The 23,865-nt window shown below is 73.3% G+C and carries 23 protein-coding genes; 11 read left to right on the forward strand and 12 right to left on the reverse strand.

Annotated elements, in window-relative coordinates:
• Positions 1-3 precede the first annotated feature (3 nt).
• Positions 4-246, reverse strand: coding sequence for a DUF8836 family protein (locus tag AC1VWI_RS11255; RefSeq protein ID WP_499510833.1), 243 nt, complete (start codon positions 244-246; stop codon positions 4-6).
• A 207-nt stretch (positions 247-453) separates the two neighbouring features.
• Between AC1VWI_RS11255 and AC1VWI_RS11260 the strand changes: the two genes are divergently transcribed.
• The 6 genes from AC1VWI_RS11260 to AC1VWI_RS11285 all read left to right on the forward strand — a co-directional run bounded on the left by AC1VWI_RS11260 (position 454) and on the right by AC1VWI_RS11285 (position 6,971).
• Entirely contained in the window at positions 454-1,689 is a 1,236-nt protein-coding gene (locus tag AC1VWI_RS11260) for a serine/threonine-protein kinase (RefSeq protein ID WP_499516771.1), read from the forward strand.
• A 247-nt stretch (positions 1,690-1,936) separates the two neighbouring features.
• Complete coding sequence (locus tag AC1VWI_RS11265) at positions 1,937-2,701, forward strand: VOC family protein (protein WP_499510834.1); 765 nt, start codon at positions 1,937-1,939, stop codon at positions 2,699-2,701.
• Between the two features lie 2 nt (positions 2,702-2,703).
• The gene (locus AC1VWI_RS11270) at positions 2,704-3,450 is read left to right on the forward strand and encodes an SDR family NAD(P)-dependent oxidoreductase (protein ID WP_499510835.1); all 747 of its coding nucleotides are present in this window, start codon (positions 2,704-2,706) and stop codon (positions 3,448-3,450) included.
• Positions 3,451-3,514: 64 nt separating this feature from the next.
• Positions 3,515-4,141, forward strand: coding sequence for a TetR/AcrR family transcriptional regulator (locus AC1VWI_RS11275; protein WP_499510836.1), 627 nt, complete (start codon positions 3,515-3,517; stop codon positions 4,139-4,141).
• Positions 4,142-4,665: 524 nt separating this feature from the next.
• Positions 4,666-5,850 carry an acyl-CoA dehydrogenase family protein gene (locus AC1VWI_RS11280; protein WP_499510837.1) on the forward strand — a complete coding sequence of 395 codons (1,185 nt, stop codon included), beginning with the start codon at positions 4,666-4,668 and terminating at the stop codon, positions 5,848-5,850.
• Entirely contained in the window at positions 5,847-6,971 is a 1,125-nt protein-coding gene (locus tag AC1VWI_RS11285) for an acyl-CoA dehydrogenase family protein (protein ID WP_499510838.1), read from the forward strand. Before AC1VWI_RS11280 ends, AC1VWI_RS11285 begins: the two co-directional genes overlap by 4 nt.
• Before the next feature lies 1 nt (position 6,972).
• On the opposite strand, the gene AC1VWI_RS11290 is transcribed toward AC1VWI_RS11285, so the two are convergent.
• From AC1VWI_RS11290 to AC1VWI_RS11310, 5 genes are all read right to left on the reverse strand, one after another.
• Entirely contained in the window at positions 6,973-7,791 is an 819-nt protein-coding gene (locus AC1VWI_RS11290; protein WP_499510839.1) for a TrmH family RNA methyltransferase, read from the reverse strand.
• A gap of 46 nt (positions 7,792-7,837) precedes the next feature.
• Entirely contained in the window at positions 7,838-9,085 is a 1,248-nt protein-coding gene (gene cobA, locus AC1VWI_RS11295; RefSeq protein WP_499510840.1) for a uroporphyrinogen-III C-methyltransferase, read from the reverse strand.
• A 646-nt stretch (positions 9,086-9,731) separates the two neighbouring features.
• Entirely contained in the window at positions 9,732-12,890 is a 3,159-nt protein-coding gene (gene cobT, locus AC1VWI_RS11300; protein WP_499510841.1) for a nicotinate-nucleotide--dimethylbenzimidazole phosphoribosyltransferase, read from the reverse strand.
• A gap of 251 nt (positions 12,891-13,141) precedes the next feature.
• The gene (gene cbiE / locus AC1VWI_RS11305; protein ID WP_499510842.1) at positions 13,142-14,365 is read right to left on the reverse strand and encodes a precorrin-6y C5,15-methyltransferase (decarboxylating) subunit CbiE; all 1,224 of its coding nucleotides are present in this window, start codon (positions 14,363-14,365) and stop codon (positions 13,142-13,144) included.
• A gap of 101 nt (positions 14,366-14,466) precedes the next feature.
• The gene (locus AC1VWI_RS11310) at positions 14,467-15,102 is read right to left on the reverse strand and encodes a GNAT family N-acetyltransferase (protein WP_499510843.1); all 636 of its coding nucleotides are present in this window, start codon (positions 15,100-15,102) and stop codon (positions 14,467-14,469) included.
• Positions 15,103-15,362: 260 nt separating this feature from the next.
• On the opposite strand from AC1VWI_RS11310, the gene AC1VWI_RS11315 reads away from it, so the two are divergent.
• Both AC1VWI_RS11315 and AC1VWI_RS11320 read left to right on the forward strand, forming a co-directional pair.
• Entirely contained in the window at positions 15,363-16,082 is a 720-nt protein-coding gene (locus AC1VWI_RS11315; RefSeq protein ID WP_499516772.1) for a class I SAM-dependent methyltransferase, read from the forward strand.
• Positions 16,083-16,121: 39 nt separating this feature from the next.
• Positions 16,122-16,508 carry an MmcQ/YjbR family DNA-binding protein gene (locus tag AC1VWI_RS11320; RefSeq protein WP_499510844.1) on the forward strand — a complete coding sequence of 129 codons (387 nt, stop codon included), beginning with the start codon at positions 16,122-16,124 and terminating at the stop codon, positions 16,506-16,508.
• Between the two features lie 34 nt (positions 16,509-16,542).
• On the opposite strand, the gene AC1VWI_RS11325 is transcribed toward AC1VWI_RS11320, so the two are convergent.
• From AC1VWI_RS11325 to AC1VWI_RS11335, 3 genes are read right to left on the reverse strand one after another with little or no spacing between them, the layout of a single operon-like run.
• Entirely contained in the window at positions 16,543-17,373 is an 831-nt protein-coding gene (locus AC1VWI_RS11325; protein WP_499510845.1) for a MetQ/NlpA family ABC transporter substrate-binding protein, read from the reverse strand.
• A 37-nt stretch (positions 17,374-17,410) separates the two neighbouring features.
• Positions 17,411-18,130, reverse strand: a complete 720-nt coding sequence (locus tag AC1VWI_RS11330; protein WP_499510846.1) for a methionine ABC transporter permease — start codon at positions 18,128-18,130, stop codon at positions 17,411-17,413.
• Positions 18,127-19,164, reverse strand: coding sequence for a methionine ABC transporter ATP-binding protein (locus tag AC1VWI_RS11335; protein WP_499510847.1), 1,038 nt, complete (start codon positions 19,162-19,164; stop codon positions 18,127-18,129). Before AC1VWI_RS11335 ends, AC1VWI_RS11330 begins: the two co-directional genes overlap by 4 nt.
• Before the next feature lie 452 nt (positions 19,165-19,616).
• On the opposite strand from AC1VWI_RS11335, the gene AC1VWI_RS11340 reads away from it, so the two are divergent.
• Positions 19,617-19,985 (forward strand): hypothetical protein, encoded by a 369-nt coding sequence (locus AC1VWI_RS11340; RefSeq protein WP_499510848.1) that lies wholly within the window; start codon positions 19,617-19,619, stop codon positions 19,983-19,985.
• Positions 19,978-20,427 carry a hypothetical protein gene (locus AC1VWI_RS11345; protein WP_499510849.1) on the forward strand — a complete coding sequence of 150 codons (450 nt, stop codon included), beginning with the start codon at positions 19,978-19,980 and terminating at the stop codon, positions 20,425-20,427. The genes AC1VWI_RS11340 and AC1VWI_RS11345 overlap by 8 nt, the downstream gene beginning before the upstream one ends.
• Positions 20,428-20,434: 7 nt before the next feature.
• On the opposite strand, the gene AC1VWI_RS11350 is transcribed toward AC1VWI_RS11345, so the two are convergent.
• The 3 genes from AC1VWI_RS11350 to AC1VWI_RS11360 all read right to left on the reverse strand — a co-directional run bounded on the left by AC1VWI_RS11350 (position 20,435) and on the right by AC1VWI_RS11360 (position 22,875).
• Positions 20,435-20,944, reverse strand: a complete 510-nt coding sequence (locus AC1VWI_RS11350) for a GNAT family N-acetyltransferase (RefSeq protein ID WP_499510850.1) — start codon at positions 20,942-20,944, stop codon at positions 20,435-20,437.
• A gap of 123 nt (positions 20,945-21,067) precedes the next feature.
• The gene (locus tag AC1VWI_RS11355) at positions 21,068-21,592 is read right to left on the reverse strand and encodes a sigma-70 family RNA polymerase sigma factor (protein ID WP_499510851.1); all 525 of its coding nucleotides are present in this window, start codon (positions 21,590-21,592) and stop codon (positions 21,068-21,070) included.
• A gap of 89 nt (positions 21,593-21,681) precedes the next feature.
• Positions 21,682-22,875, reverse strand: a complete 1,194-nt coding sequence (locus tag AC1VWI_RS11360) for a glycerophosphodiester phosphodiesterase (protein ID WP_499510852.1) — start codon at positions 22,873-22,875, stop codon at positions 21,682-21,684.
• Positions 22,876-23,176: 301 nt separating this feature from the next.
• Here AC1VWI_RS11360 and AC1VWI_RS11365 point away from each other — a divergent pair, with 301 nt between their 5' ends.
• Complete coding sequence (locus tag AC1VWI_RS11365) at positions 23,177-23,833, forward strand: lysophospholipid acyltransferase family protein (RefSeq protein WP_499516773.1); 657 nt, start codon at positions 23,177-23,179, stop codon at positions 23,831-23,833.
• Positions 23,834-23,865: the final 32 nt, after the last annotated feature.

Consider the following 23,865-nt stretch of genomic DNA (forward strand, 5'->3'; position numbering starts at 1 on the left):
CCGTCAGCCCCGTTCCTCGTCCTCCGCGTCCCCGGTCGGCATGGGCTGCTCGACCAGGGCGAGGACCCGGGTGGCCATGAAGCGCGCGGTGCGCACCACGGAGCCGGACCGGGTGACTTCGCTCACTTCCACCACCCCTCGGCGGACCGCCGTCTCGACCCTGCGGCCCGCCCTGGTGGCGACCACTTCGTACGTCCTTGTCGTGTCGCCCGCGTCGACGACTATCTCCACGCGGTCACCCTTCATGGCGTCAATCCCCCTTGTCCGACGGACTGTTGACGGCATGACGAAATTCCTGGCCGTCAGCGGCCGGAATTTTCCCCACCCTTCAAGGATCCCATCCGGCACTGACAATCCGCTGCCCCGCGCGGGCGCGGCCTCGCGGCGCGACGGGCGGTCAGTCCGTAAGCTGTCGGCGTCAGACTGGCCAGGCAGGCAGCGGGGATGGACGACATGGCGATGATGCGGCTCCGGCGCGAGGACCCGCGTGTCGTCGGCTCGTTCCGCCTGCACCGGAGGCTGGGCGCGGGCGGCATGGGCGTCGTCTACCTGGGCGCCGACAAGCGCGGCCAGCGGGTCGCGCTGAAGGTGATCCGCCCCGAGCTGGCCGAGGACCAGGAGTTCCGCTCCCGCTTCGCGCGCGAGGTGTCCGCGGCGAGACGCATCCGCGGCGGCTGCACGGCCCGGCTGGTCGCCGCCGATCTGGAGGCGGACCGCCCGTGGTTCGCCACGCAGTACGTGCCCGGGCCCTCCCTGCACGACAAGGTCGCGCGGGACGGCATGCTCCCGGCCGCCGAGACCGCGTCCATCGGCGCCGCGCTGGCGGAGGGGCTGGTCGCCGTCCACGAGGCCGGGGTCGTCCACCGGGACCTGAAGCCCTCCAACATCCTGCTGTCGCCCAAGGGACCCCGGATCATCGACTTCGGCATCGCCTGGTCCACCGGCGCCAGCACCCTCACCCACGTGGGCACCGCCGTCGGGTCCCCCGGGTTCCTCGCGCCGGAGCAGGTCCGCGGGGCGGCGGTCACCCCGGCCACCGACGTCTTCGCCTTCGGCGCGACGCTGGCGTACGCGGCGATGGGCGACTCGCCGTTCGGGCAGGGCAGTTCGGAGGTCATGCTCTACCGGGTCGTCCACGAGGAGCCGGACCTCACCGGTGTGCCGGACTCGCTGTCCCCGCTGGTGTACGCGTGCCTCGCCAAGGACCCGGAGCAGCGGCCCAGCACCGTCCAACTCTCCGAGCGGCTGGCCGAGATCGCCGCCCGTGAGGCCCGCGGCCTCGGCGCGGCGCCGGGCCGGCGCGACATCGTGCCGAGGGCGTCCGGTCCGCGCGCCGAGCGGCCCACGGGCCCGCGGGCGCAGGCGTACGCGGACCAGCAGACCGAGCGGCGGACGGCGGCGGGCACGCCCGTCCCGCCGCGTACCCCGGCCTCCCCCCGTACGCCCGCCACACCGCGCACCCCGGCCCGGACGCCCTCCGGCCGCACCCCGGCCCCCCGTACGCCGGCGGGCCGCCGCCCCGTGGGTGCCGACCGCAGGCTGCTGCGGCAGCGGCTCATCGTCTTCGTCACCGTGACCCTCCTCGTCGCGCTCGGCATCGCCGCCGCCCAGGGCTGCCAGGGCCCCAGCCGCGGCATCGGCCTGCTGCCCGGGGCCGGCGCCGACGTGACGGCGCCGCACGCGCCGTAGGCCTGCCACCGCGTAGGCACGTCCACCGGAACACCGTCGGCCGCCTGTCCCGGTCCGGTCCGCGTCCCTGCCGCCGGACCGCCGTGCACCCGCACGAACTCCCCACACGCCTGCGCCGCGGCATGCCCCGCACACCACCGGCCTTCCCCGAACAGGTGACCTCACTGGCCATGTTTGTCATTGACTGACACACGTGTCTATAGTCGACAGACAGGGGGTCAGGACCTGGCGCAGCGAGGAGCAGCGAATGGACACCACCACCGCCAACGAGCCCGGCACGCTCTGCTGGGCGGAGCTGGGATCGCCCGACCCGCAGGCCGCGGCCGCGTTCTACGGCGCACTGTTCGGCTGGGACTTCACCGATGACCCCGCCGGCGGCCCGGGGTACCGGACGGCCCGGCTGCGGGGCCGCCCCGTCGCGGGTCTCGGGCCGGTGGGTGACCTGCCGCGACCGGGCTGGACGGTCTGCTTCGCCGTGGCGGACGCCGACAAGGCCGCCGCCGCGGTCGTCGCCGCCGGTGGCACGGTCCTCAGCAGGGCGTACGGCATCCCCGAGGGTCGCGCGGAGGGCCTCTTCGCGGATCCGGGCGGAGCGCACTTCGCCGTCCGGGAGCCGGACGCCGGGCACGCCCCCTCGGCGTGCCCGGGCCCCGGCGGACTCGCCCTGGCCGAACTGATCACCGACGACTCCGACGCCAGTGCCGCCTTCTACGGCGCACTGTTCGGCTGGACGCCCGGCGACCCCGCCGGACCGCTGGGCCGCCGTGAGTGGCTGATCGGCGGCGCGACCGTCTCGCTGCTGCTGCCCCGCCCGCCGGCGATGCCCCGGGAGATACCGCCCTACTGGGACGCGTACTTCACCGTCACCGACGTCTCCGCCGCCGCCACGCGCGCGACCTCGGCGGGAGGCACCCTCCTCATGGCCCCCACCGACATCGGCGCAAGCGGTCGCATCGCGGTCCTCCTCGACCCGGCGGGCGCCGTCTTCACCCTCGTCGAGCCGCGGAAATGACCGTGGACCACAGGGGAAAGACCGGCATCGTCACCGGCGCCGGGTCGGGGCTCGGCGAGGCGGGGGCCCGAAGGCTCGCCCGCGAGGGGGCCAGGATCGTCGTGGCCGACGTCGACGGGGCGGCCGCCCGGCGCGTCGCCGACGGGATCAACCGCGCGGGAGGCGACGCCACACCGTACGAGGTCGACGTCGTGTCCTTCGAGGGCACCCGGCGGCTCGTGGAGTTCACCGTGGCCACCTACGGCCGCCTCGACATGGCGTTCAACAACGCGGGCGTCACCCCCCGACCGGCCGACGCGCACGAGATCACGCCGACGGAATGGCTGCGCGTGATCGACGTCAACCTGACCGGTGTCTTCGCGTGCATGCAGGCCGAGCTGGCCCACTTCGTGGCGCACGGTGGGGGCGCCATCGTCAACATGGCCTCCACCGCGGGGGTCATGGCGCACGCCGGGCGGGCCGCGTACGCCGCGTCCAAGCACGGCGTCGTCGGCCTCACGCGCTCCGCGGCCGTGGAGTACGCGCGGCGCGGCATCCGCGTCAACGCCGTCGCGCCCGGCCCGATCGACGCGCCGTCGGCACGGGCACTGCCCCCGGAGGTCCGCGCCGCGATCGCCGCGAAGACCGCGATGCACCGCACCGGCACCGTGGAGGACGTCGCCGCGGTGGTGAGCTTCCTGCTGTCGGACGAGGCGTCCTTTGTCACCGGTTCCGTCTACGAGGTCAACGGCGGCCAGACCCAGCTGTGACTGGCAGGCATCGCCAATCCCGTCGCCCTGCGACAGATATTTCAGGCTTGGCTAGGCTGAGGCCATGAGCAGCACAAATCCCCTGCGGCCGGGCCTTCGCGAACTGACCCGCCAGTCGGTGCGGGCCCAGATCGCCGACCGCGCGATGAAGTTGTTCACCGAGCACGGCTTCGAGAAGACGACCATCGAGCAGATCGCGGCGGAGATCGGCATGTCCGGGCGGAGCGTCTCGCGCTACTTCGCCAGCAAGGAGGACATGGTCGTCGGCAACCTCACCGCGATCGGGCAGGGCATCGCCGACCGCCTCGCGGCGCGCCCCGCGGACGAACCCCTGTGGGAGGCACTGCGCCGGGCCCTCGACGAGCACGTGGACGCGCTCGACCGCGACCCGGACGGCACGCTCCTCGCCACCTCCGTGATGCTGACCGGGACGCCCGCCCTGCGGGGCGCCCTGGCGAAGAAGCAGCGCGAGTGGCAGGACCTGCTCCTGCCGATCGTGGCGGCGCGCCTCGACGGGGAGCACCGTGAGCTGCGGGCGCGGGCCCTCGCGGCGACGGTGCTGTCCTGCCTCAACGCGGCCGCGGGCGTGTGGACGGACAGCGGTGGGACCGAGCGGGTCGGCGTCCTCGTCGACGTGGCGCTGGGCGCGGTTCGGGAGGCCGCGGGTGAGGGCTCCGGCGGCCCGCGCTAGGTGTTATGTGGGCGGGTTGGTTTGCGTTGCGGCCTGTTGTCGTGTGCGGGTTGTTTGCGCCTGCGGCGGGCATCCCCCGCCCTCCCGACCTCCCCCAGCCTTCGGCCGGGGGTGCCCCCACCTCCCCCGCCCCCTCCGTATCGCGGGCGACCAACGGCCGGTGGGGGTTCAGACAGCGGTCCGGGGTCGCCGCAAGTGCCCCACTCACCCCCCACCGGCCGTCAGTCGCCCCAACACACGGGAGGGGGTGTGGCGGGGTGCGCCCATGGGGGTCCCCCGGCCGAAGGCTGGGGGAGACGAGCGGCGAACCCGGGCGCCGAACGACGCAGGGCCAAACCGCGAGCGCTGTGGGGGTCCCCCCGGCCGAAGGCTGGGGGAGGGAGGGCGGCGGGGATACCCCCAACGCCAACCACAACGGCGCCGCACACGAGACGCGCCGCACCAGGGGGTGACGGGAGGGCACCCCGTGAGCTAGTTTCTAAGCGCTTGCTTAGTGCTACGCACACGCGGAGGGACGCATTCGCATGACGGTCACACCGGAGGAGCTGCGCGAGCGGGTGCGCGCGCTGCTGGCCTCGCACGATCCGGCGGCGACGGACCGCCTGGACTTTCTGCGGGCCAGGTTCGACGCCGGCCTGGCGTGGGTGCACTACCCGCAGGGCCTCGGCGGGCTGGGTGCGCCGCGCACCCTGCAGGGGGTCGTGGACGCCGAACTGACGGCCGCCGGGGCGCCGGACAACGAACCGCGCCGGATCGGCATCGGCCTCGGGATGGCGGCCCCCACCGTCCTCCGGTACGGCACCGAGGAGCAGAAGGCACGCTTCCTGCGCCCGCTGTGGACCGGGGAGGAGGTCTGGTGCCAGCTGTTCAGCGAGCCCGGCGCCGGCTCGGACCTGGCGGGCCTGCGCACCCGCGCGGTGCGGGACGGCGACGACTGGGTCGTCACCGGCCAGAAGGTGTGGACGTCCAACGCCCACAACGCGCGCTGGGCGATCCTGATCGCCCGCACCGACCCGGACGTCCCCAAGCACCAGGGCATCACGTACTTCGTGTGCGACATGACGGACCCGGGCGTCGAGGTGCGGCCGTTGCGGCAGATCACGGGTGAGGCCGAGTTCAACGAGGTCTTCCTCACGGACGTGCGGATCCCCGACGCCCACCGTCTCGGCGAGGTCGGCGACGGCTGGCGCGTGGCGCAGACGACGCTGATGAACGAGCGGGTCGCCATCGGCGGCACCGCGCTCCCCCGCGAGGGCGGGATGATCGGCACCGTCACCGCGACGTGGCGGGAGCGGCCCGAGCTGCGCACGCCGGACCTGCACGACCGGCTGCTGCGGCTGTGGGTGGACGCCGAGGTCACCCGCCTCACGGGCGAACGGCTGCGCCAGCAGCTCGCGGTGGGCGCCCCGGGCCCCGAGGGCTCGGGCATGAAGCTGGCGTTCGCCTCGCTCAACCAGCGCATCAGCGGTCTGGAGGTGGAGCTGCTCGGCGAGGACGGGCTGCGGTACGGCGAGTGGACGATGAGCCGCCCGGAGATTGTCGACTTCTACGGCCGCGACGCCGGTTACCGCTATCTGCGGGCCAAGGGCAATTCGATCGAGGGCGGTACGTCCGAGATCCTCCGCAACATCATCTCCGAGCGCGTCCTCGGCCTGCCCTCCGAGCCCCGTACGGACAAGGACGTCCCCTGGAAGGACCTGCCGCGATGAGCTCCGACCTGCTCTACTCCGACGTCGAGAACGACCTGCGCGCCGCGGTACGCGGTCTGCTCACCGACCGGTGCGCACCGGCGGACGTCCTGGCGCGCTGCGAGGGCGACGAGCCGTACGACGCCGCGCTGTGGCGGACCCTGGCCCGGGAAGTGGGGGTCGCGGGGCTGCTGGTGCCGGAGAAGCTCGGCGGCCAGGGCGCCTCCGCGCGGGAGGCCGCGGTCGTGCTGGAGGAGCTGGGGGCCTTCGTGGCGCCGGTGCCCTTCCTGGGCAGCGCCGTGCTGGCCACGACGGCGCTGCTGGCGGCCGGCACCGCGGAGGCCGACGCCGTCGTGACGCGCCTCGCGGAGGGCGAGCAGACGGCCGCCCTGGCCGTGCCGCTGCCCACGGCGCCGGGCGCGGACGTCTCCCAGGGGGTACGGGCCGACGCGGACGGCGTCCTCGCCGGGCGCGTGACCAGCGTCGCCGACGCGACCGCCGCGGACGTGCTGATCGTGCCCGCGTTCGGTCCGGACGGTCCCGGGCTCTACGAGGTGCGCACCGACGCGCCCGGGGTCGCCCTGTCCGTACCGGTGCCGCTCGACCTGACCCGGCCGATCGCGGACGTCTCCTTCGACGGGGCGGCGGCCCGCCGGCTCGCCGGGCCCGGGACCGCTGCGGCGGCCGTGGAACGGGCCCTGCTGACGGGGGCGGGGCTGCTGGCCTCGGAGCAACTGGGCCTGGCCCAGTGGTGCCTGGACGAGACGGTGGCGTACCTGAAGGAGCGTCACCAGTTCGGCCGGGTCGTGGGCTCCTTCCAGTCCCTCAAGCACCGGCTCGCGGACCTGTGGCTCGAGGTCGTCCAGTCCCGCGCCGCCGCGCGCAACGCCGCCGACGCGCTCGCGGCCGACAGCGCGGGCGCTCCGGTCGCGGTCGCCGTGGCGCAGGCGTTCTGCGCACCGGTCGCCGTGCGGGCCGCCGAGGAGTGCGTCCAACTGCACGGCGGCATCGGCATGACCTGGGAGCACCCGGCCCACCTGCGGCTGAAGCGCGCCAAGGCCGACGAGATCGCCCTCGGCACGCCCGGCCGCCACCGGGCGGCCCTCGCCGCCCTGGTGGACCTGCCGGCCGCGGCGGGCTGAGTCAGTCCCGGGGGCGGCCGGTCGCCACCGCGTAGAACGCGACCGCGGCGGCCGCCCCCACGTTCAGGGAGTCCACCCCGTGCGCCATGGGGATGCGCACCCACTCGTCGGCGGCGACCAGGGCGCGGGTCGACAGGCCGTCGCCCTCGGCGCCGAGCATCAGCGCCGCGCGTTCCAGCCGGTGCGGGGCGGCCTCGTCGATGTCGGTGGCCTTCTCGTCGGGGGTCAGCGCGAGCAGCTTGAAACCCGCCTCCCGGACCGCCTCCAGGTCCCGGGGCCAGCTCTCCAGCCGGGCGTACGGGACGGAGAAGACGGCGCCCATCGAGACCTTGACCGACCTGCGGTACAGCGGGTCGGCGCAGTCCGGGGAGAGCAGGACGGCGTCCATGCCGAGGGCGGCGGCGCTGCGGAAGATGGCGCCGATGTTGGTGTGGTCGTTGACCGACTCCATGACGACGATCCGCCGCGCGTCGCCCAGCAGGGCCGCCGCGTCGGGCAGTTGCCTGCGCTGCATCGAGGCGAGGGCGCCGCGGTGCACGTGGTAGCCGGTCACCTGCTCGGCGAGTTCGGGGCTGACCGCGTAGACCGGCGCCGGGACCTCGTCGATGACGTCCCGCATGACGTCGACCCACTTGGCCGACAGCAGCATGGAGCGCATGCGGTAACCGGCCTGCCGGGCGCGCCGGATGACCTTCTCGCCCTCCGCGATGAACAGCCCCTCGGCGGGCTCGCGGCGTCGGCGCAGCTCCACGTCGGTCAGCGACGTGTAGTCGTGCAGACGCGGGTCGTCGGGGTCGTCGATGGTGATGAGCTCAGCCACAGGGTGATACTGCCTTGTCCGAAGTGCGGTGCCAACGGCACCGACGTCACTGGTTACCGCCGGTTACGCGATCGCCCACGGCGACGACCTCGCCGACGACGATCACCGCGGGCGGCCGGATGCCCTCCTGCGCCACCCGCTCCCCCACCGTCGCGAGCGTCGCGTCGACCCGGCGCTGGGCCGCCGTCGTGCCCTCTTGGATCACCGCGACGGGGGTGTCCGCGCCCCGGCCGTGCTCCACGAGCGCCGCCGCGATCGAGCCGATCCGCTCCACGGCCATCAGCAGCACCAGCGTTCCGCGCAGCCGGGCGAGCGCCGCCCAGTCCACGAGCGAGCGCGGGTCCTCCGGGGCCACATGGCCGCTGACCACGGTGAACTCGTGCGCCACCCCCCGGTGCGTGACCGGGATGCCGGCGGCGGCCGGGACGCTGATGGAACTGGAGATCCCCGGCACGACGGTGCACGGGATGCCCGCCTCCGCGAGCGCCTCCGCCTCCTCCATCCCGCGCCCGAACACGTACGGGTCCCCGCCCTTGAGCCGCACGACCGCCTTGCCGGCCTTCGCGTGCTCGATCAGCGCCGCGTTGATCGCCTCCTGGGCCATCGCCCGGCCGTACGGGATCTTCGCGGCGTCGATCACCTCGACGTGCGGCGGCAGTTCGTCGAGCAGATCGCGCGGGCCGAGCCGGTCGGCGATGACGACGTCCGCCTCCGCGAGCAGCCGGCGGCCTCGCACCGTGATCAGGTCCGGGTCACCCGGACCACCGCCGACCAGCGCCACGCCCGGGGTCCTCCCCCGGTGCTGCGGCGCGGCGAGCGACCCGTCGCGCAGACCCTCAACGATCGCGTCCCGCACGGCTGCCGAACGCCGCGGGTCCCGTCCGGTGAGGACGGCGACGGTCACGCCCTCCGTACGGCCGGTCGCCGGCGTCCACGCGGTCGCCGCCTCGGCGTCGTCGCTGCGGACGCACCACACGCGGCGCTCCTCCGCCTCCGCGGAGGCTGCGGCGTTCGCCTCGGGGTCGGTGGTGGCGATGAGCGCGTACCAGGCGTCGGCCAGGTCGCCCGGCCGGTAACGACGGCGCTCCCAGCGGATCTCGCCCGCGGCGGCCATCGCGTCCACGGACGGCGTCGCGGACGGGGAGACCAGGACGACGTCGGCGCCGGCCGCCACCAGCGGCGGCAGCCTGCGCTGGGCGACCTGGCCACCGCCGAGGACGACCACGCGGCGGCCCGTGAGGCGCAGTCCGACGGGGTAGGCGGGTGCGTCGTTGCGGTCCTCGGCGGCAGTCATGGCGGTGCGGCTCCTCGGGTGTGCCTTGCGGCGCGGCGGGGGGTGGGGTTGCGGGGGTGCGGGGCGACCCTGCCCCGCACCAACCCTACGGTGCGGGGTGGCTGCGCCGCAGCGCCCAAGATCACACCTGCGGTGCGCTTGCCGTTGTCATTGTGTGCGGGTTGTTTGCGCCTGCGGCGGGCATCCCCCACCCACCCGCCCTCCCCCAGCCTTCGGCCGGGGGGACCCCCATCCGGCGCGGTTGGTGCGGGCTTCGCGCGTGCGTGGTGGGCCGGGGTCGGGGCCTCCGGGGCTGGGCATTCTGTACCGCATATTTATGTGCATGGCGGGCGGTCCAGGTCGTGCCGTCTGTGCCGCACAACACATACACATCAGCGTCCAGAACGCCCGCCCTCCCCCAGCCTTCGGCCGGGGGTGCCCCCAACTCCACCGCCCCCTCAGTATCGTGCGGCGACCAACGGCCGGAGGGTGGCTGAGAGCGCGGTCCGGGGTCGCCGCAAGTGCCTCACTCACCCCCCACCGGCCGTCAGTCGCCCCAACTCGTGGGAGGGGGTGTGGCGGGGTGCGCCCATGGGGGTCCCCCCCGGCCGAAGGCTGGGGGAGGGAGGGCGGCGGGAAAATCCCCCGCCCACCACGACCGCCCGCGTCAGGACTTCTCGGTGACCCCCGCAGAGTCGAACGTCGCCACCTCGTGCATCGCCCGCGCAGCACTCTGCACCAGCGGCAGCGCCAGCAGCGCGCCGGTGCCCTCGCCGAGGCGCAGGTCGAGTTCGACGAGCGGGCGCAGGCCGAGCTTGGTCAGCGCCGCGCGGTGGCCGGGCTCCGCGCTGCGGTGGCCGGCGATGCAGGCCGCGAGGACCTCGGGGGCGATGGCGCGGGCCACCAGGGCGGCCGCGCCCGCGCTGACGCCGTCGAGGATGACCGGGGTCCGCAGGGACGCGGCGCCGAGCAGCAGGCCCACCATGGCCGCGTGCTCGAGGCCGCCGATCGCCGCGAGGACCTCGATCGGGTCGGACGGGTCGGGCCGGTGGAGTTCGAGGGCGCGCCGCACGACGTCGATCTTGCGGGCGTGCATCTCGTCGTTGATGCCGGTGCCGCGGCCGGTGACCTCCGCCGGGTCGACCCCGGTGTAGACGGAGATCAGGGCCGCGGAGACGGTGGTGTTGGCGACCCCCATCTCCCCGGTGAGCAGCGCCTTGTTGCCCGCGGCGACGAGGTCGCGGGCGGTCTCGATGCCGACCTCGATCGCGCGCAGTGCCTCCTCGCGCGACATGGCGGGCCCGGCGGTCATGTCGGCGGTGCCGGGACGGACCTTGCGGGGCAGCAGACCGGGGGTGCTGGGCAGGTCGGAGGCGACGCCGACGTCCACCACGCACACCTCGGCGCCCACCTGGTGGGCGAAGGCGTTGCACACGGCCCCGCCGCCGAGGAAGTTGGCGACCATCTGGCCGGTGACCTCCTGGGGCCAGGCGGTGACGCCCTGGGCGTGCACCCCGTGGTCCCCAGCGAAGATCGCGACGGCCGCGGGCTCCGGGATGGGCGGCGGGCACTGCCGGGACAGGCCGCTGAGCTGCGCGGAGATGATCTCCAGCATGCCGAGCGCGCCGGCCGGCTTGGTCATCCGCTTCTGCCGCTCCCAGGCCTCGCCGAGCGCCTTCGCGTCGAGCGGGCGGATGCCGCGGAGGGTCTCCTCCAGGAGGTCGTGCGGCTCCTCGCCGGGCAGGGCCCGGTTGCCGTACTCCTCCTCGTGGACGACCCAGGCCAGCGGGCGCCGCTTGGACCAGCCGGACTGCACCAGTTCGGGGTCCTCGGGGAACTCGTCGACGTAGCCGACGCAGAGGTACGCGACGACCTCGAGGTGCTCGGGCAGCCCGAGTTCGCGGACCATCTCGCGTTCGTCGAAGAAGCTGACCCAGCCGACGCCGAGGCCCTCGGCGCGCGCGGCGAGCCAGAGGTTCTCCACGGCGAGCGCCGACGAGTACGGGGCCATCTGCGGCTGGGTATAACGGCCCAGCGTGTGGCGGCCGCCGCGGGTGGGGTCGGCGGTGACGACGATGTTGACCGGGGTGTCGAGGATCGCCTCGATCTTCAGCTCGCGGAACTGCTTGGCGCGGCCCTTGGGGAGGGACTTGGCGTACGCCTCGCGCTGCTGCATGGCGAGCTCGTGCATGCGCTCCCGGGTCTTGGCGGAGCGGATGACGACGAAGTCCCACGGCTGGGAGTGGCCGACGCTCGGCGCGGTGTGCGCCGCCTCCAGCACGCGGATCAGCACCTCGTGCGGGATCGGGTCCTTGCGGAAGCCGTTGCGGATGTCCCGGCGCTCGCGGATGACGCGGTGCACGGCGTCCCGTACGGCGGGGTCGTAGCCCTCGGCGGCGGGCAGCAGCAGCTCCGGGTCCTCTTCGTCGGCGACCGGCGCCTCGGGCTCCTCGGACGCCTGCGGCTCGGCGACGGTGACCGGGGTCTCCTCCTGCACGACCGCGGCGGGTGCGGGCTCGGCGACCGGCTCGACTGCGACGGGCGCCTCCGGCTCCACGACGGGCACGGGCTCGGGCTCGGGCTCCACCACGGCCTCGACGACCGGCTCCGGCTCCGGCTCCGACACGACGACGACCGGCTCCGGTACGACCGCGACCGGCTCGGGCTCCGCGACAGCTTCGGGCACCGCGACGGGCTCGGGCGCCTCCGGTACGACCGGTGCCACGGGCACCTCGGCGGCGGGCTCCATGCCGAACGGCAGCGGCTCGTCCGGGGTTTCCAGCGGCGACGCGGGGGCGGCCACCGGCTCGGGTTCCGGTGCGGGTGCGGGCGCGGGCACGACGGCCTCCGGCACCGGGGCCGTCCAGGTCTCGCCGGACGCGGGGGCCGGCACCGGCGCCTGGGTCTCGGCGGGGGCCTCGTCGCGGGGGATGTCCAGGTACTCCGGTCCGATGGTGGGCGGCCCGGACTGGGGCATGGGCGCCGGGACCGGCTGCGGCGCGGGCGGCGGCGTGGCCGGGCCGCGGTCGGCCAGGGAGCGCACGATGCCGCCGCCGTTGGACGGGTCCGGGATCGGGGGGCCCATGTGGAGCGGGCGCCGCGGCGGTACGGGAGCGGTCTCCTGCAGCTGCGCCTGCGCGGGCACATGGGGCTGCGGGGCCGGCTCGGCCGCGCGGACCTGGACGGCCTCCTCCGCGGGCCCGGGCTGCGCGACGGGCTCCGCGGCCACGGGCACGGCCTGCTCCGGCACCGCGTGCTCGATCACGAACGGGGCGGGCTGCGGCGGCACGGCCTGCTCGGCCGGGACCGGTTCCGGGGCCGGCACGCCCGGTGCGACCTGCATCTCCGTGCGGACGGCGGAGTAGTCGAGGGAGACGGAGTCGCGGCCGCCGCTCTCGTGGGCGTCGTGCTCGATGCCCTGCGGCGCCACCGGAACCCCGTGCGGGGTGTGCTCGACCGGCACGGGGGTGGGGGCGGGGGCCTGCGCCGGGACCGGCGCGGCCGGGATCACGGGAGCGGGCGCCGGAACGGGTACGGCGGCGACCGGCGCCGGCTGCGGCGGCACGGGCTGCGGGTCGCCCCAGGACCCCTGCAGACCGGGCATCAGCAGCATCTCCTCGTCCTCCTCCACCGGCACCGGGCCGGAAGGCTGGTCGAGGTAGTGGTACTCGGGAGGAACCGGCGCGGTGAGCGGATCGACATCCCACGAGGGGACGGACTGCTGCTGCGCGCCACTGCCGGGAAGGTCGGCGTGCGGCTGCAGAACCGCTTCTTCGCCTGCGTTCTCCGGCAGCCCCTCACCCGGGACCTGGCCGGTGTCAGTCATGCGTGCCCCTCGCCCATCGGTTTCGCTCCTTCCATCGCTGCGCCGAGCACACTGCCCACAGAGAGAACGAGCGTGGGCGGCAACCGGCACGACGACGGCGATTGACCGGTACTGACCATTACTGATCAGCCCTCACGCGACGTCAATGCGCGACAACGGCACAGCGGTCCGTCAGCCTACCGTGCGTGTGCCCGCGCGTGCTCAGGGGGGTTCACCTCAAACCGGTGCCAATGCGGGCGCAACCCACTGGCTCACCTGCGGTGTCCGAGGAGCGCGAAGACCACCGTGCGCTCCCGCTCGGACCACTCGTCGTCCAGCTCGACTGCCTGCAACAACGCGCGTTCCACGGTGTATCCGCCCTCGTCGAGGGCGCGGCTGACGGCTTCGGCCTCGTCCCGGTTCGCCGCGCTCGCGGCGATTCGCTCCGGCCGGCGCGCGGCGCAGGCGGCGACGACCTCCGGTCCGCCGCCTCCGATGCGCACGATGTCCGGTTCCGGAAGGTCCTCCAGCACGTGCGGGGCCTGGCCGTGGACGACCCGGACCTGGACCCCGAAGTCCCGTGCGGTGTCCTCGATCCGGTCGCACGCCGCGGCGTCGGCCTCCACCGCGATGACGGCCGCGCCGAACCGCGCCGCCTCCACGGCGACGGCCCCGCCGCCGGCGCCGATGTCCCAGAGCAGGTCGCCGGCCCGCGGTCCGAGCCGGGCCAGTTGCAGGGCGCGCAGGTGCGCCGGGCCGTCCCCGGGCACGTACCGCTCGGCGGGCAGCGCCCAGCCCCGTACGCGGTCGGACGAGTCGGGGTCCCCGCCGGCGAGCCAGCCGGCCTGCGCGGCGGCGGCCGGAACCGGAACATGGGCGGGGGCGGCGGCCGGGGCGGCACCGACGACGAGGACGACGTTGGGGTCCCGCCAGGTGTGGTCGGCGACCTTGTCGGAGGTGAGCACGGTGACCTGCTCGTGCTCGGTGCCGAGGGCTTCGCAGATCACGAAGGTGCGGTGCTCGTCGCCGAGCAGCAGGGCGAGTTCGGCCGGCCCGGCGCCGGGGGCCGTGAGCACGGCGACCTTGGGATGGGCGCGGCAGACGTTGACGGCCCGCCGCAGGGTGCGGGTGTGCGCCACGACCACCCGGGCGTCGTCCCAGGGCATCCCGGCCCGGGCGAAGGCCTGGGCGACCGAGGAGACGCCGGGGACGACCTCGACCTCCAGCCCGTACTCGGGGGTGCGCAGGGCGCGGACGACGCCGAAGAAGCCGGGGTCGCCGTCGGCGAGGACGACCGCGGTGCCGCGGTGCCGCGCGATGCGGCGGGCGGCCAGGTCGATGCTGCCCAGTACGATCCGCTCGGCGTCCTCCGGCACGAACGGCAGTGCCAGGTGGTGCCGGGTCCCGGCCACCAGGGTGGCGGCCGACAGCGCGGAGCGCGCTGCCTCGCCCGGTGGTGAGCCGTCCCACCCGATCACGGTGACACGGTCGGCCATCGTCGTCCTGCCTCCTGGGCGCGTCGCGGTGTGGTGCCCGGGGGTGAGGTGATCCCGGGGTGTGCACAGTACCCCGGCCAGGATCTTGCGCTAGCGGGTGCTCACTGCCAGTCGGCGTACGCCGCGTAGTCGGAGCCGTCGGCGGACTCCTCCGCGAGGCCGTCGAGGTCCTCCGGGAGCAGGCTCCAGACGATCAGGTCGGTGCGGATCTCCTCCCAGCGGCCGCCCTCCGTCTGCGTGCGGACCAGGCCGGCGTTGCGGAGCACGCCCTCGCTGATGCAGCCGATCTTCTGCGCGACCTGCTGCGAGGCGGCGTTGTCCGCGGCGGTGCGCAGTTCCAGGCGCTCGAACTTCTGGTCGTCGAAGAGCCACTGGGCGGTGGCCTGGACGGCCTCCGCCGCGTAGCCCTCGCCGCGCGCCCAGGGGGCGATCATGTAGCCCGCCTCGCTGCTGCGGATGCGCCAGTCGGTGCGCTGCAGGTGGACGGTGCCGACCAGCCGCTGGGTGAGGAACTCCGTGACGGCAAGCACGATGCCGCGGCCTTCCGCGCGCTCGGCGGGGGCGAACCCGGCGATGAAGGAGCGGGCGTCCGCCTCGGTGTAGGGATACGGCACGGAGGTCCAGGCGATGACGGACTCGTCGTTCATCATCTCCGCCAGGGCGGGGACGTCGGACTCCTCGTACGTGCGCAGCACCAGCCGCTCCGTACTGATGGAGATCTCCGGGAAGCTGGTCATTCGACGCTCCGTAGCCAGGGCATGTGTGAAGTGCACAGCATGCAACATCCACCGGGTCACCGCAGGACCGGGTCGCCGCGGGGGCCTGCGCGGCCGTCGCCCCAGCGTACGTCCAACCATCGGCACGACGGGAGCAGTTGGTGTGCTGTTCCCCGGCTTTTCCGCAGGTCCGCTACGCCTGTGGTCATACGGTCCTGCTAGCGTCTGCCCGCGTGACGGTGCACCACGCAGCAGGAGTCGGATATCAGCGGGCCGCGGGTGTGTACGAGCGGTCGCGACCCTCGTACCCCATGGCGGCCCTGGCCGAGTTGGCGGACGCGCTGCCCCTCGAGGCGGGCCGCACGGTGGTCGACCTGGGTGCCGGCACCGGCAAGTTCACCCGTCTGCTGGCGCTGACCGGCGCCGAGGTGATCGCGGTCGAGCCGGTGACGGAGATGCGGGAGCGGCTCGCGGAGCTGCTGCCGGGGGTGCGGGTGTCGGCCGGGACGGCCGAGGCCACGGGCCTGCCGGACGGGTGCGCGGACGCGGTGGTGGCCGCGCAGTCCTGGCACTGGTTCCAGGAGGAGGAGGCCCTGGCGGAGGTCGAGCGCCTGCTGCGGCCGGGCGGTTCGCTGGCCCTGGTGTGGAACACCTACGACACCTCGGTCCCCTGGGTGCGGGACTACCAGGACATCGTCTTCCGGCTCGCGCCGCGTGATCTGCCGAGCCCGCTGGACGACGGCTGGCGCAAGGCCTTCACCGGCCGCCGGGGCTGGTCGCGGGTGCACGAGCGGCACTGGCCGAACCTGCACTCCACGACGGTCTCGGACGTGGTGGAGCGGATGACGTCCTCCAGCCACATCGCGGTGATGGACCCGGCGGAGCAGGAACGGGTGCTGGCCGAGGTGGAGGCGGTGCTGGCAGGGCACGACGCCACGCGCGGCAAGGACGCCGTGGACATGCCCTACACGACGGACGTGTACTGGGTGCGGCGGCGCTGATCCCCCGGGTCTGTCGGTGGCGCCCTGTTGAATGGGCGCATGGACGCGGACGGGATGAGGGGCTTCTGCCTCGGTTTCAGCGGCGCGGTGGAGGAGAACCCCTTCCCGCGTGACCCGGAGGTGACCGTCTTCAAGGTCGGCGGGAGGATCTTCGCGATCAGCGCGCTGGGGGGCGAGCCGCTGAAGGTGAGCCTGAAGTGCGAGCCCGACCTGGCGGTGCGGCTGCGGGCGGAGCATGCGGCGGTCGCGCCCGGTTGGCACCTGAACAAGCGCCACTGGAACACGGTGACGCTGGACGGCTCGCTGCCCGACGCGATGGTCTGCGAGCTGGTCGAGGACTCGTACGACCTGGTCGTGGCACGGCTGCCGCGCGCGCAGCAGCTGCTGCTGGACTGGCCGGGGGCGGCGGGGGGCGGGGCGCGGTGAACGCGCTGCCCGCCCCCCGCCCGGGCCCGGCGGGTCAGAAGGAGGGGATGACGGAACCGGCGTACTTGTCCTCGATGAACTTCTTCACCTCGGGCGAGGTGAGCAGCTTCTTGAGCTTCAGCACGCGCGGGTCCTTCTCCTCGCCCTCCTTGACGGCGAGGAAGTTGCCGTAGGGGTTGTTGTCGGCGGACTCCAGAACCAGGGCGTCCTCGGCGGGCTTGAGGCCCGCGGAGATGGCGTAGTTGCCGTTGATGACGGCGGCGTCGACGTCCTGCAGGGAGCGCGGCAGCTGGGCGGCCTCCAGCTCCTTGAACTTCAGGTTCTTGGGGTTGGCGGTGATGTCGGCGGGGGTGGCCTCGTTGCCGACGCCCTCCTTGAGGGTGATCAGGCCGCCTGCGGCGAGCAGCTTGAGGCCGCGGGCCTCGTTCACCGCGTCGTTGGCGACGGCTATCGTGGCACCGTTCTTGATCGCGTCGGCCGACTTCAGCTTGTCGGAGTACAGGCCCAGCGGCTCCAGGTGCACCGTGACGACGGGCACGATGTGGGTGCCCTTCTTCTTGTTGAAGTCGTCCAGGTAGGGCTGGTTCTGGAAGTAGTTGGCGTCGACGGAGCCGTCCTCGGTGGCGGTGTTCGGCGTCACGTAGTCGCTGAACTCCTTCACCTCGAGCTTGAGCCCGGCCTTGGCCGCCAGGTTGTCCCTGACGAAGTTGAGGATCTCCGCGTGCGGGACGGGGCTCGCGGCGACGACGAGCGGGTCGCTCGCGCTGTCCTTCTCGGAGCCGGAGTCCGCGCCGCAGGCGGTCAAACCGAGGGTGAGGCCGGCGGAGGCGAGGACGGCGGTCGTGATCTTGATGCTGGTACGCACGAAAAGTGCCTTTCTGGAACGGTGTTGCCTTGCGGTGTCAGGAGGCTTCGGGGGTCGCGGCCGGGCGCAGCAGGCGCAGCCGGGGCGCGGTGGAGGTGCGGCCGCGGTGCGAGGCGCTGCGGGCGGCGAGGTCGCCGGCGAGCTGGACGGCGGTCACGATGACGATCAGCACGCCGATCGTGACGAGCATCAGGGAGGTCTCGAAACGCTGGTAGCCGTAGCGGATGGCCAGGTCGCCGAGACCTCCGCCGCCGATGGTGCCGGCCATGGCGGAGTAGCCGACGAGCGCGATCACCGTGGTGGTGAGCCCGGCGATCAGGGAGGGCAGCGACTCGGGCAGCAGGGCCTTGCGGACGACCGTCCAGGTGCTGCCGCCCATGGCCTGGACGGCTTCGACGAGTCCGTCGTCGACCTCGCGGACGGAGGTCTCCACCAGCCGCGCGAGGAACGGGATGGCGCCGATGGAGAGCGGGACGACCATGGCCTCGGCGCCGATGGTGGTGCCGATCACCCAACGGGTGAAGGGCAGCACCGAGATCATCAGGATGAGGAAGGGCAGCGAGCGGCCGAGGTTCACGACCACGCCGACGACCTTGTTGACCGTGGCGTTGCGCAGCAGCCCGCCGCGGTCGGTCAGCACCAGCAGGACGCCCAGCGGGAGTCCCCCGGCCACCGCGATCAGGGTGGACCAGCCGACCATGATCAGGGTTTCCCAACAGGCCTGCGACAGCAGCGGCTGCATTTCCGACCAGCTCACTTCGCGCCCTCCTGGACCAGCTCGTCGCCGCCGACCGGGGCGACGTCGACCTGGAGGCCCTTCTCACGGAGGAAGCCGATCGGCACCACGTTGTCCTCGAAGGCGCCGGGCAGCTCGATCCGCATCCGGCCGACCTGGCGGCCGCCGATGGTCTCCAGGGCGGCGCCGAGCACGGAGATGTCGATGTTGTAGGTGCGGGAGAGCTGGGAGATGACGGGCTCGGTGGCGGCCTCACCGTGGAAGGTCAGGTCGACCACGGTGCGGCCCTCGCCGGACGGCTCACCGCCGACCGGGAAGAGTTCGTGGGCCAGTTCGGAGCCGGGCGTGGCGAGCAGGTCGGTGACCTTGCCGGATTCCACGATGCGGCCTCCCTTCATCAGCGCGGCGGAGTCGCAGATGGCTTTGACCACGTCCATCTCGTGGGTGATGAGCAGGATGGTCAGGCCGAGCTGCTGGTTGAGTTCGCGCAGCAGTTGCAGGATCGAGCGGGTGGTCTCGGGGTCGAGCGCCGAGGTGGCCTCGTCGGAGAGGAGCACCTTGGGGTCGCCGGCCAGGGCGCGGGCGATCCCGACGCGCTGCTTCTGGCCGCCGGACAGCTGCGCCGGGAAGGCGCGGGCCTTGTCGGCGAGGCCGACCAGGTCGAGCAGTTCGAGGGCCTTGCGGCGGCGCTCGCGGCCGGAGACGCCGAGGATCTCCAGCGGCAGCTCGACGTTGTCCCGGACGGTGCGCGAGGACAGCAGGTTGAAGTGCTGGAAGACCATGCCGATGCCGGTGCGGGCGGTCCGCAGGGCGGAGCCCGCGCGGTCGGAGCGGCCGGCGAGCGCGGTCAGGTCCCGGCCGCCCACCTCGACGGTGCCCGACGTGGGCCGCTCCAGCAGGTTGACGCAGCGGATGAGCGTGCTCTTGCCGGCGCCGCTGCGACCGACGACGCCGTACACCTCACCCTCGCGGACGTGCAGGTCGACGCCGTCGAGGGCCACCGTCTCCCGGTCACGGGAACGGTAGACCTTGGTCAGGCCCGTTGTGGTGATCACTGGATTTCCGTCACTGTCGAGTGCGCGGCGGACGAAAGCCGCACACGGGGCGTATGGACCGCGGACATGGCATGGCTGCGCCCTTCGGAGGGCGTGGGAGAAAGGTCAGCAGTGGGTGCCGGGCGGCTGGGGGTCGTGCGCCAGCCGGCAGCGGCGGATGGTCTGCTGCAGTTCCAGGTCCATGGGGAGGTGCGATCCGTGGCAGGAGGGGCGGGTCTCGCTTCGGGGCGCGAGACTCAGATGGCGTGGGCCCTCAGCGTGCACACATTCGACACGTACGACGAACACCGGGCGTCATCGCCTCGGTCGCGCGGCAGCGGCGGTTCGTCGTGGTCATGTGCCCCAGTAAAGCAGACGCCCGTACGGCGTACCAATATCCGATCCTTCAGTCCGGAATGTGGACACCCAGGGGGTGGGGACCCGGCGATTCCCGCCCGTAATAGAGTCGCGCCATGCTCGACGCGCTCACGATCGTGGTTTCGGCCACGGCGCTGCTCCTGGCCTCCTGGTGCGGTTACGCGGCCTTCCGCGACCAGCCCACCAAGGACTGGCACTTCATCGGCATGGCCCTGGTGGCGGTGCTGGCGCTGGTCCAGCTGGTGATAGGTGTGGTCAAGCTCACCGGTGGCGAGAAGCCGGTGGACGGTACGACGATCTTCGTGGCGTACCTGATCGGCGCGGCCTGCACCGTCCCGGCGGCGGGCTTCATGTCGCTGACCGAGCGGACCCGCTGGGGCTCGGCGATCGTGGCCGCGGGCGGGGTGGTCCTGGCCGTGCTCGAGGTGCGGCTCCACGACATCTGGGGAGGCGTCAGTGCCTGAGACCGCGAAGGGCACCACTGCGCCGGCCGCCGCCGAGCGCGGGATCGGCCGCGGGCCGGGCAGGCTGCTGCTCTCCCTGTACGGGGTCTTCACCGTCGCCGCGCTCTCCCGCGCGGTCGTGCAGATCAGCCTGCAGTTCGACGAGGCGCCGCTGGCCTACCTGCTCTCGCTGCTGGCGGGCGTCCTCTACGCGGTGATCACGGTGGCCCTGTGGAGGGGCGGCGAGGGCGCGCGGAAGGTGGCGCTGGTCAGCTGCACCCTCGAACTGGTCGGCGTGCTGACCGTGGGCACGCTGACGCTGGTCGACTCCGGGGCCTTCCCGGACCAGACCGTGTGGTCCGACTACGGCATGGGCTACCTGTTCCTGCCCGTCGTCGTGCCGGTGACCGGCCTGCTGTGGCTGCGCCGGCAGGCACGGCCACAGCAGGACTCCTCATCCTGACGCGGGCTCAGGCGCTCGCGGCGTAGGTCTCGGGCCGGTCGGCCGGCTTCTCCATGTGCACCAGGCTCAGTTGCCGGGTGACCGGTTCGACGCTGCCCACCTGCGCGTAGCCCAGCTTGCGGTACAGCCGCAGGTTGAACTCGCTGCGGTGACCGGTGAAGAGCCGGTAGCGCTTGGCCTCGCTCTCCGCGGCCAGCCGCTCCTCGATGGCCCGCAGCAGACGGCCGCCGAGTCCGTGCCGCTGCATGCGGGGGTGGACGATCAGCTTGGCGATCCGCGCGGTGCCGTCCTCGTCCACGGAACCGCGGACCGAACCCACCACCTCCTCGCCGAGCCGGGCCACCACCACGACCCCGCCCTCGAGTTCGGCGCGCAGCGCGTCGAGGGTCTGGGTCAGCGGTTCTATGCCGTAGTCCCCGTACAGTGCGGCTTCGTCCTGGTAGCAGAGGTACTGCAGTTTGAGGATCTTCTCGGCGTCGTCGCCGGTCGCCGCAGAGATGGTCACGCTCATGCCCATGTGCGCTGGCCTCTCCTTCGAGTCCGCCCGGGCCGCGGGGGGTGAGGGTGCGGCGCGGGACGTTGCCCTGAATCGTTTCCGGAAGGCGGCGCGGCCGTGCACAAGCGTCCGTACGCCGACTGTTTACGGTGCATTACCCCGTCGTACGGGTGATGCAACCCCGGTTGCGAGGATCGTACGCAGGCAACTCAGGCACCGGGAACGCATCGGCCCGAGGCTGCCCTGTGAGATTCCCAACTCCCGGGAGATTTCCCGGTAAGTGGGGTCGGAACGGGAGATCAGGGCGGATACCAGCTCGGGACAGCGCCCGGGCAGCCGGCGTGCGGCGGCCAGCAGGGTGCGTCGCTGCTCGGCGGCGAGCACCTGCTGTTCGGTGCTCGGCAGGGCCGCGGCGGCGGGGTGGCGGCCGGGGCCGTACGGCGTCTCCCTGCGGGCCCGGCGCACGGCGAGGCGGGCCTCGGCCCGCACCGCACGGCGCAGCCAGCGGGCGGGGTCGGCGGGCGGCTCGGGGAGCTCCAGCAACCGCAGCCACACGGACTGTTCGAGGTCGGCCGCCTCGATGCAGGCGGGGACCGACTCGGCCGCGGCCTCGGCGGCGAGCAGCGGCCGGATGGCGGCCAGTTCTTCGTGTCGTACGCGCGGGGTCATGCCCGCCGGGACACCCGTGCCGCGCCGGGTGGTTGCCCCCTGGCGGGGGAACCACCCGTGCGCGGGAGGGGATCACCTGGCGTTGACGGTCACTTCCGGTCGAGGAAGTCCGCGCGGGCCAGGAGCGCGGTGTCGCAGTTGTCCGAGAAGATGCCGTCGATGCCCTGCTCGAAGTAGACCTTGAAGGCGCCGAAGGCGTCGCCGTAGGCGTTGGGGTCCGTGCCGACCCGGAAGTCGGCGGGCAGGAAGCTGTTCTCGTTGCGCATCGTGTAGGGGTGCAGGATCAGCCCGGCCTTGTGGGCGTCGCGCACCAGCGTGGTGGGCGTGCCGAGCTTGCCGGCCGCGTCACGCGGGATGATCAGGTTCAGGGTGGGGCCGATGCCCTGGGCGAAGCCGGCGATCCACTTCAGGCCGGCCGGGGTGACGAGGTCGGCGACCGTGCGCGGGTCCCCGGCGGCGACGAAGTCGTACGGACGGGTGGTCGCCGCGTCCAGCAGGACGACCTTGGGGTTGCGCAGGCCGAGCGCGCCGAGCCGCTGGATGCTGCCGGGCTCGAAGGACTGCAGGAACAGCGGGGAGTTGCGCTTGTCGCGGCCGTAGCGGCGCAGCAGCTTGGCGAGCCGCTCCTCCAGGCCCAGGCCGATGCCGCGGAAGTAGGTGGGGTGCTTGGTCTCGACGTGCAGCCAGACCGCCTTGCCTCGCTTGCGGCCCTGCTCGTCGGCCCAGCGCAGCACCTCCTCGAAGGTGGGCACCTCCCAGTGGCCGTCGTAGAGGGTGTTGCGCTGCCGCTGTGCGGGCAGGCGCTCGACCGCGCGCAGGGTCTTGAGCTCGGCGAGGGTGAAGTCCTCGGTGAACCAGCCGGTGGTGGCGACCCCGTCGATGGTCTTGGTGGTCCTGCGGGAGGCGAACTCGGGGTGGTCGGCGACGTCCGTGGTGCCGCCGATCTCCGGCTCGTGGCGGCAGACGAGGTGCCCGTCCCTGGTGGGGACGACGTCCTGCTCGATGACGTCGGCGCCGAGGTCCAGGGCGAGCTGGTACGAACCCAGGGTGTGCTCGGGGCGGTAGCCGCTCGCACCGCGGTGGCCGACGACGGTCGGGACCGGCAGCGGGAGGACGGGGACGGAACCGTGCGAGGAGCCGTGCGAGGAGTCCCGCTCGCCGGCCACGGCGGTGCCCGCGCCGCCGAGCACGGTGACGCCGGCGCCGAGCGCCGCGGCCCCGATCAGTGCCCGGCGCCCGGGCCCCCTGCGCTGCTCCGGGCCGCCCTGCTGCTCGTGCGTCATGTGCGCTCCCTCGTGTCGGCCGAACGTCTGTCCGGATCCTGCCAAGCGACGCGCGCATCGTAGGCGGGCCGGTGTTGCCGTCGGGCGGCGAGCGACGGAACGCGGCGGAAACGCAGATCAACAATGCGTACCGGTCGTGTGAACCCGGTGTGCGTGTCGCGACGTGGCGGAAGTATCGTCCTCACCGGGGGAGGCGCACACTGGTGGGCGAGCCCCCGCGGGCGTCCGGCCGGACTCCCGCCGACCACGACCGGAGGACCCGTTGTTCCGCATCATCCTCAAGGCACTGCTCGGAGCACTGATGCGCGTCCTGTTCCGCCCCAGGGTCGAGGGCGCGGAGCACATCCCGGGCGACGGTCCCGTGATCCTCGCCGGCAACCACGTCACGTTCATCGACTCGATGTTCCTGTCCCTGGTCGTGAAGCGTCAGGTCTTCTTCATCGGCAAGGACGAGTACGTCACCACCCCCGGGATCAAGGGCCGGCTGATGGCGGCCTTCTTCACCTCCGTCGGCATGATCCCCGTGGACCGCGACGGCGGTCACGGCGGCGTCGCCGCGCTCATGACCGGTCGTCGCATCCTGGACGAGGGCAGGGTCTTCGGCATCTACCCCGAGGGCACCCGCTCCCCCGACGGCCGTCTCTACCGCGGCCGCACGGGCGTGTCGCGGCTGGCACTGATGACCGGGGCGCCGGTCGTCCCGTTCGCGATGGTGGGCACCGAGCGGATCCAGCCGGGTGGCGCCGGCGTTCCGCGGGTGCACCGCTTCACCGTCCGCTTCGGCAAGCCGCTGGAGTTCTCCCGCTACGAGGGCATGGACCGCGACCGGTACGTGCTGCGCGCCGTCACCGACGAGGTGATGAGCCACGTGATGCGGCTGTCCGGCCAGGAATACGTCGACATCTACGCCACGAAGGCGAAGGCGTCCAAGGCCACGGACCACGCGACGGCGGCGTAGGCCGTGTCGTCAAAGTCCCGCCCGCCCTCCGG

This window comes from Streptomyces sp. TOM-9 (genome assembly GCF_056858595.1).

Coding starts and splice junctions, on each gene's coding strand:
- cobT (WP_499510841.1), bottom strand. CDS start 12,890: ATGACTGACACCGGCCAGGTCCCGGGTGAGGGGCTGCCGGAGAACGCA.
- AC1VWI_RS11350 (WP_499510850.1), bottom strand. CDS start 20,944: ATGGGCATGAGCGTGACCATCTCTGCGGCGACCGGCGACGACGCCGAG.
- AC1VWI_RS11265 (WP_499510834.1), top strand. CDS start 1,937: ATGGACACCACCACCGCCAACGAGCCCGGCACGCTCTGCTGGGCGGAG.
- AC1VWI_RS11275 (WP_499510836.1), top strand. CDS start 3,515: ATGAGCAGCACAAATCCCCTGCGGCCGGGCCTTCGCGAACTGACCCGC.
- AC1VWI_RS11360 (WP_499510852.1), bottom strand. CDS start 22,875: ATGACGCACGAGCAGCAGGGCGGCCCGGAGCAGCGCAGGGGGCCCGGG.
- AC1VWI_RS11340 (WP_499510848.1), top strand. CDS start 19,617: ATGCTCGACGCGCTCACGATCGTGGTTTCGGCCACGGCGCTGCTCCTG.
- AC1VWI_RS11320 (WP_499510844.1), top strand. CDS start 16,122: ATGGACGCGGACGGGATGAGGGGCTTCTGCCTCGGTTTCAGCGGCGCG.
- AC1VWI_RS11310 (WP_499510843.1), bottom strand. CDS start 15,102: ATGACCAGCTTCCCGGAGATCTCCATCAGTACGGAGCGGCTGGTGCTG.
- AC1VWI_RS11280 (WP_499510837.1), top strand. CDS start 4,666: ATGACGGTCACACCGGAGGAGCTGCGCGAGCGGGTGCGCGCGCTGCTG.
- AC1VWI_RS11365 (WP_499516773.1), top strand. CDS start 23,177: ATGCGCGTCCTGTTCCGCCCCAGGGTCGAGGGCGCGGAGCACATCCCG.
- AC1VWI_RS11260 (WP_499516771.1), top strand. CDS start 454: ATGGCGATGATGCGGCTCCGGCGCGAGGACCCGCGTGTCGTCGGCTCG.
- AC1VWI_RS11255 (WP_499510833.1), bottom strand. CDS start 246: ATGAAGGGTGACCGCGTGGAGATAGTCGTCGACGCGGGCGACACGACA.
- AC1VWI_RS11355 (WP_499510851.1), bottom strand. CDS start 21,592: ATGACCCCGCGCGTACGACACGAAGAACTGGCCGCCATCCGGCCGCTG.
- cobA (WP_499510840.1), bottom strand. CDS start 9,085: ATGACTGCCGCCGAGGACCGCAACGACGCACCCGCCTACCCCGTCGGA.
- AC1VWI_RS11285 (WP_499510838.1), top strand. CDS start 5,847: ATGAGCTCCGACCTGCTCTACTCCGACGTCGAGAACGACCTGCGCGCC.
- cbiE (WP_499510842.1), bottom strand. CDS start 14,365: ATGGCCGACCGTGTCACCGTGATCGGGTGGGACGGCTCACCACCGGGC.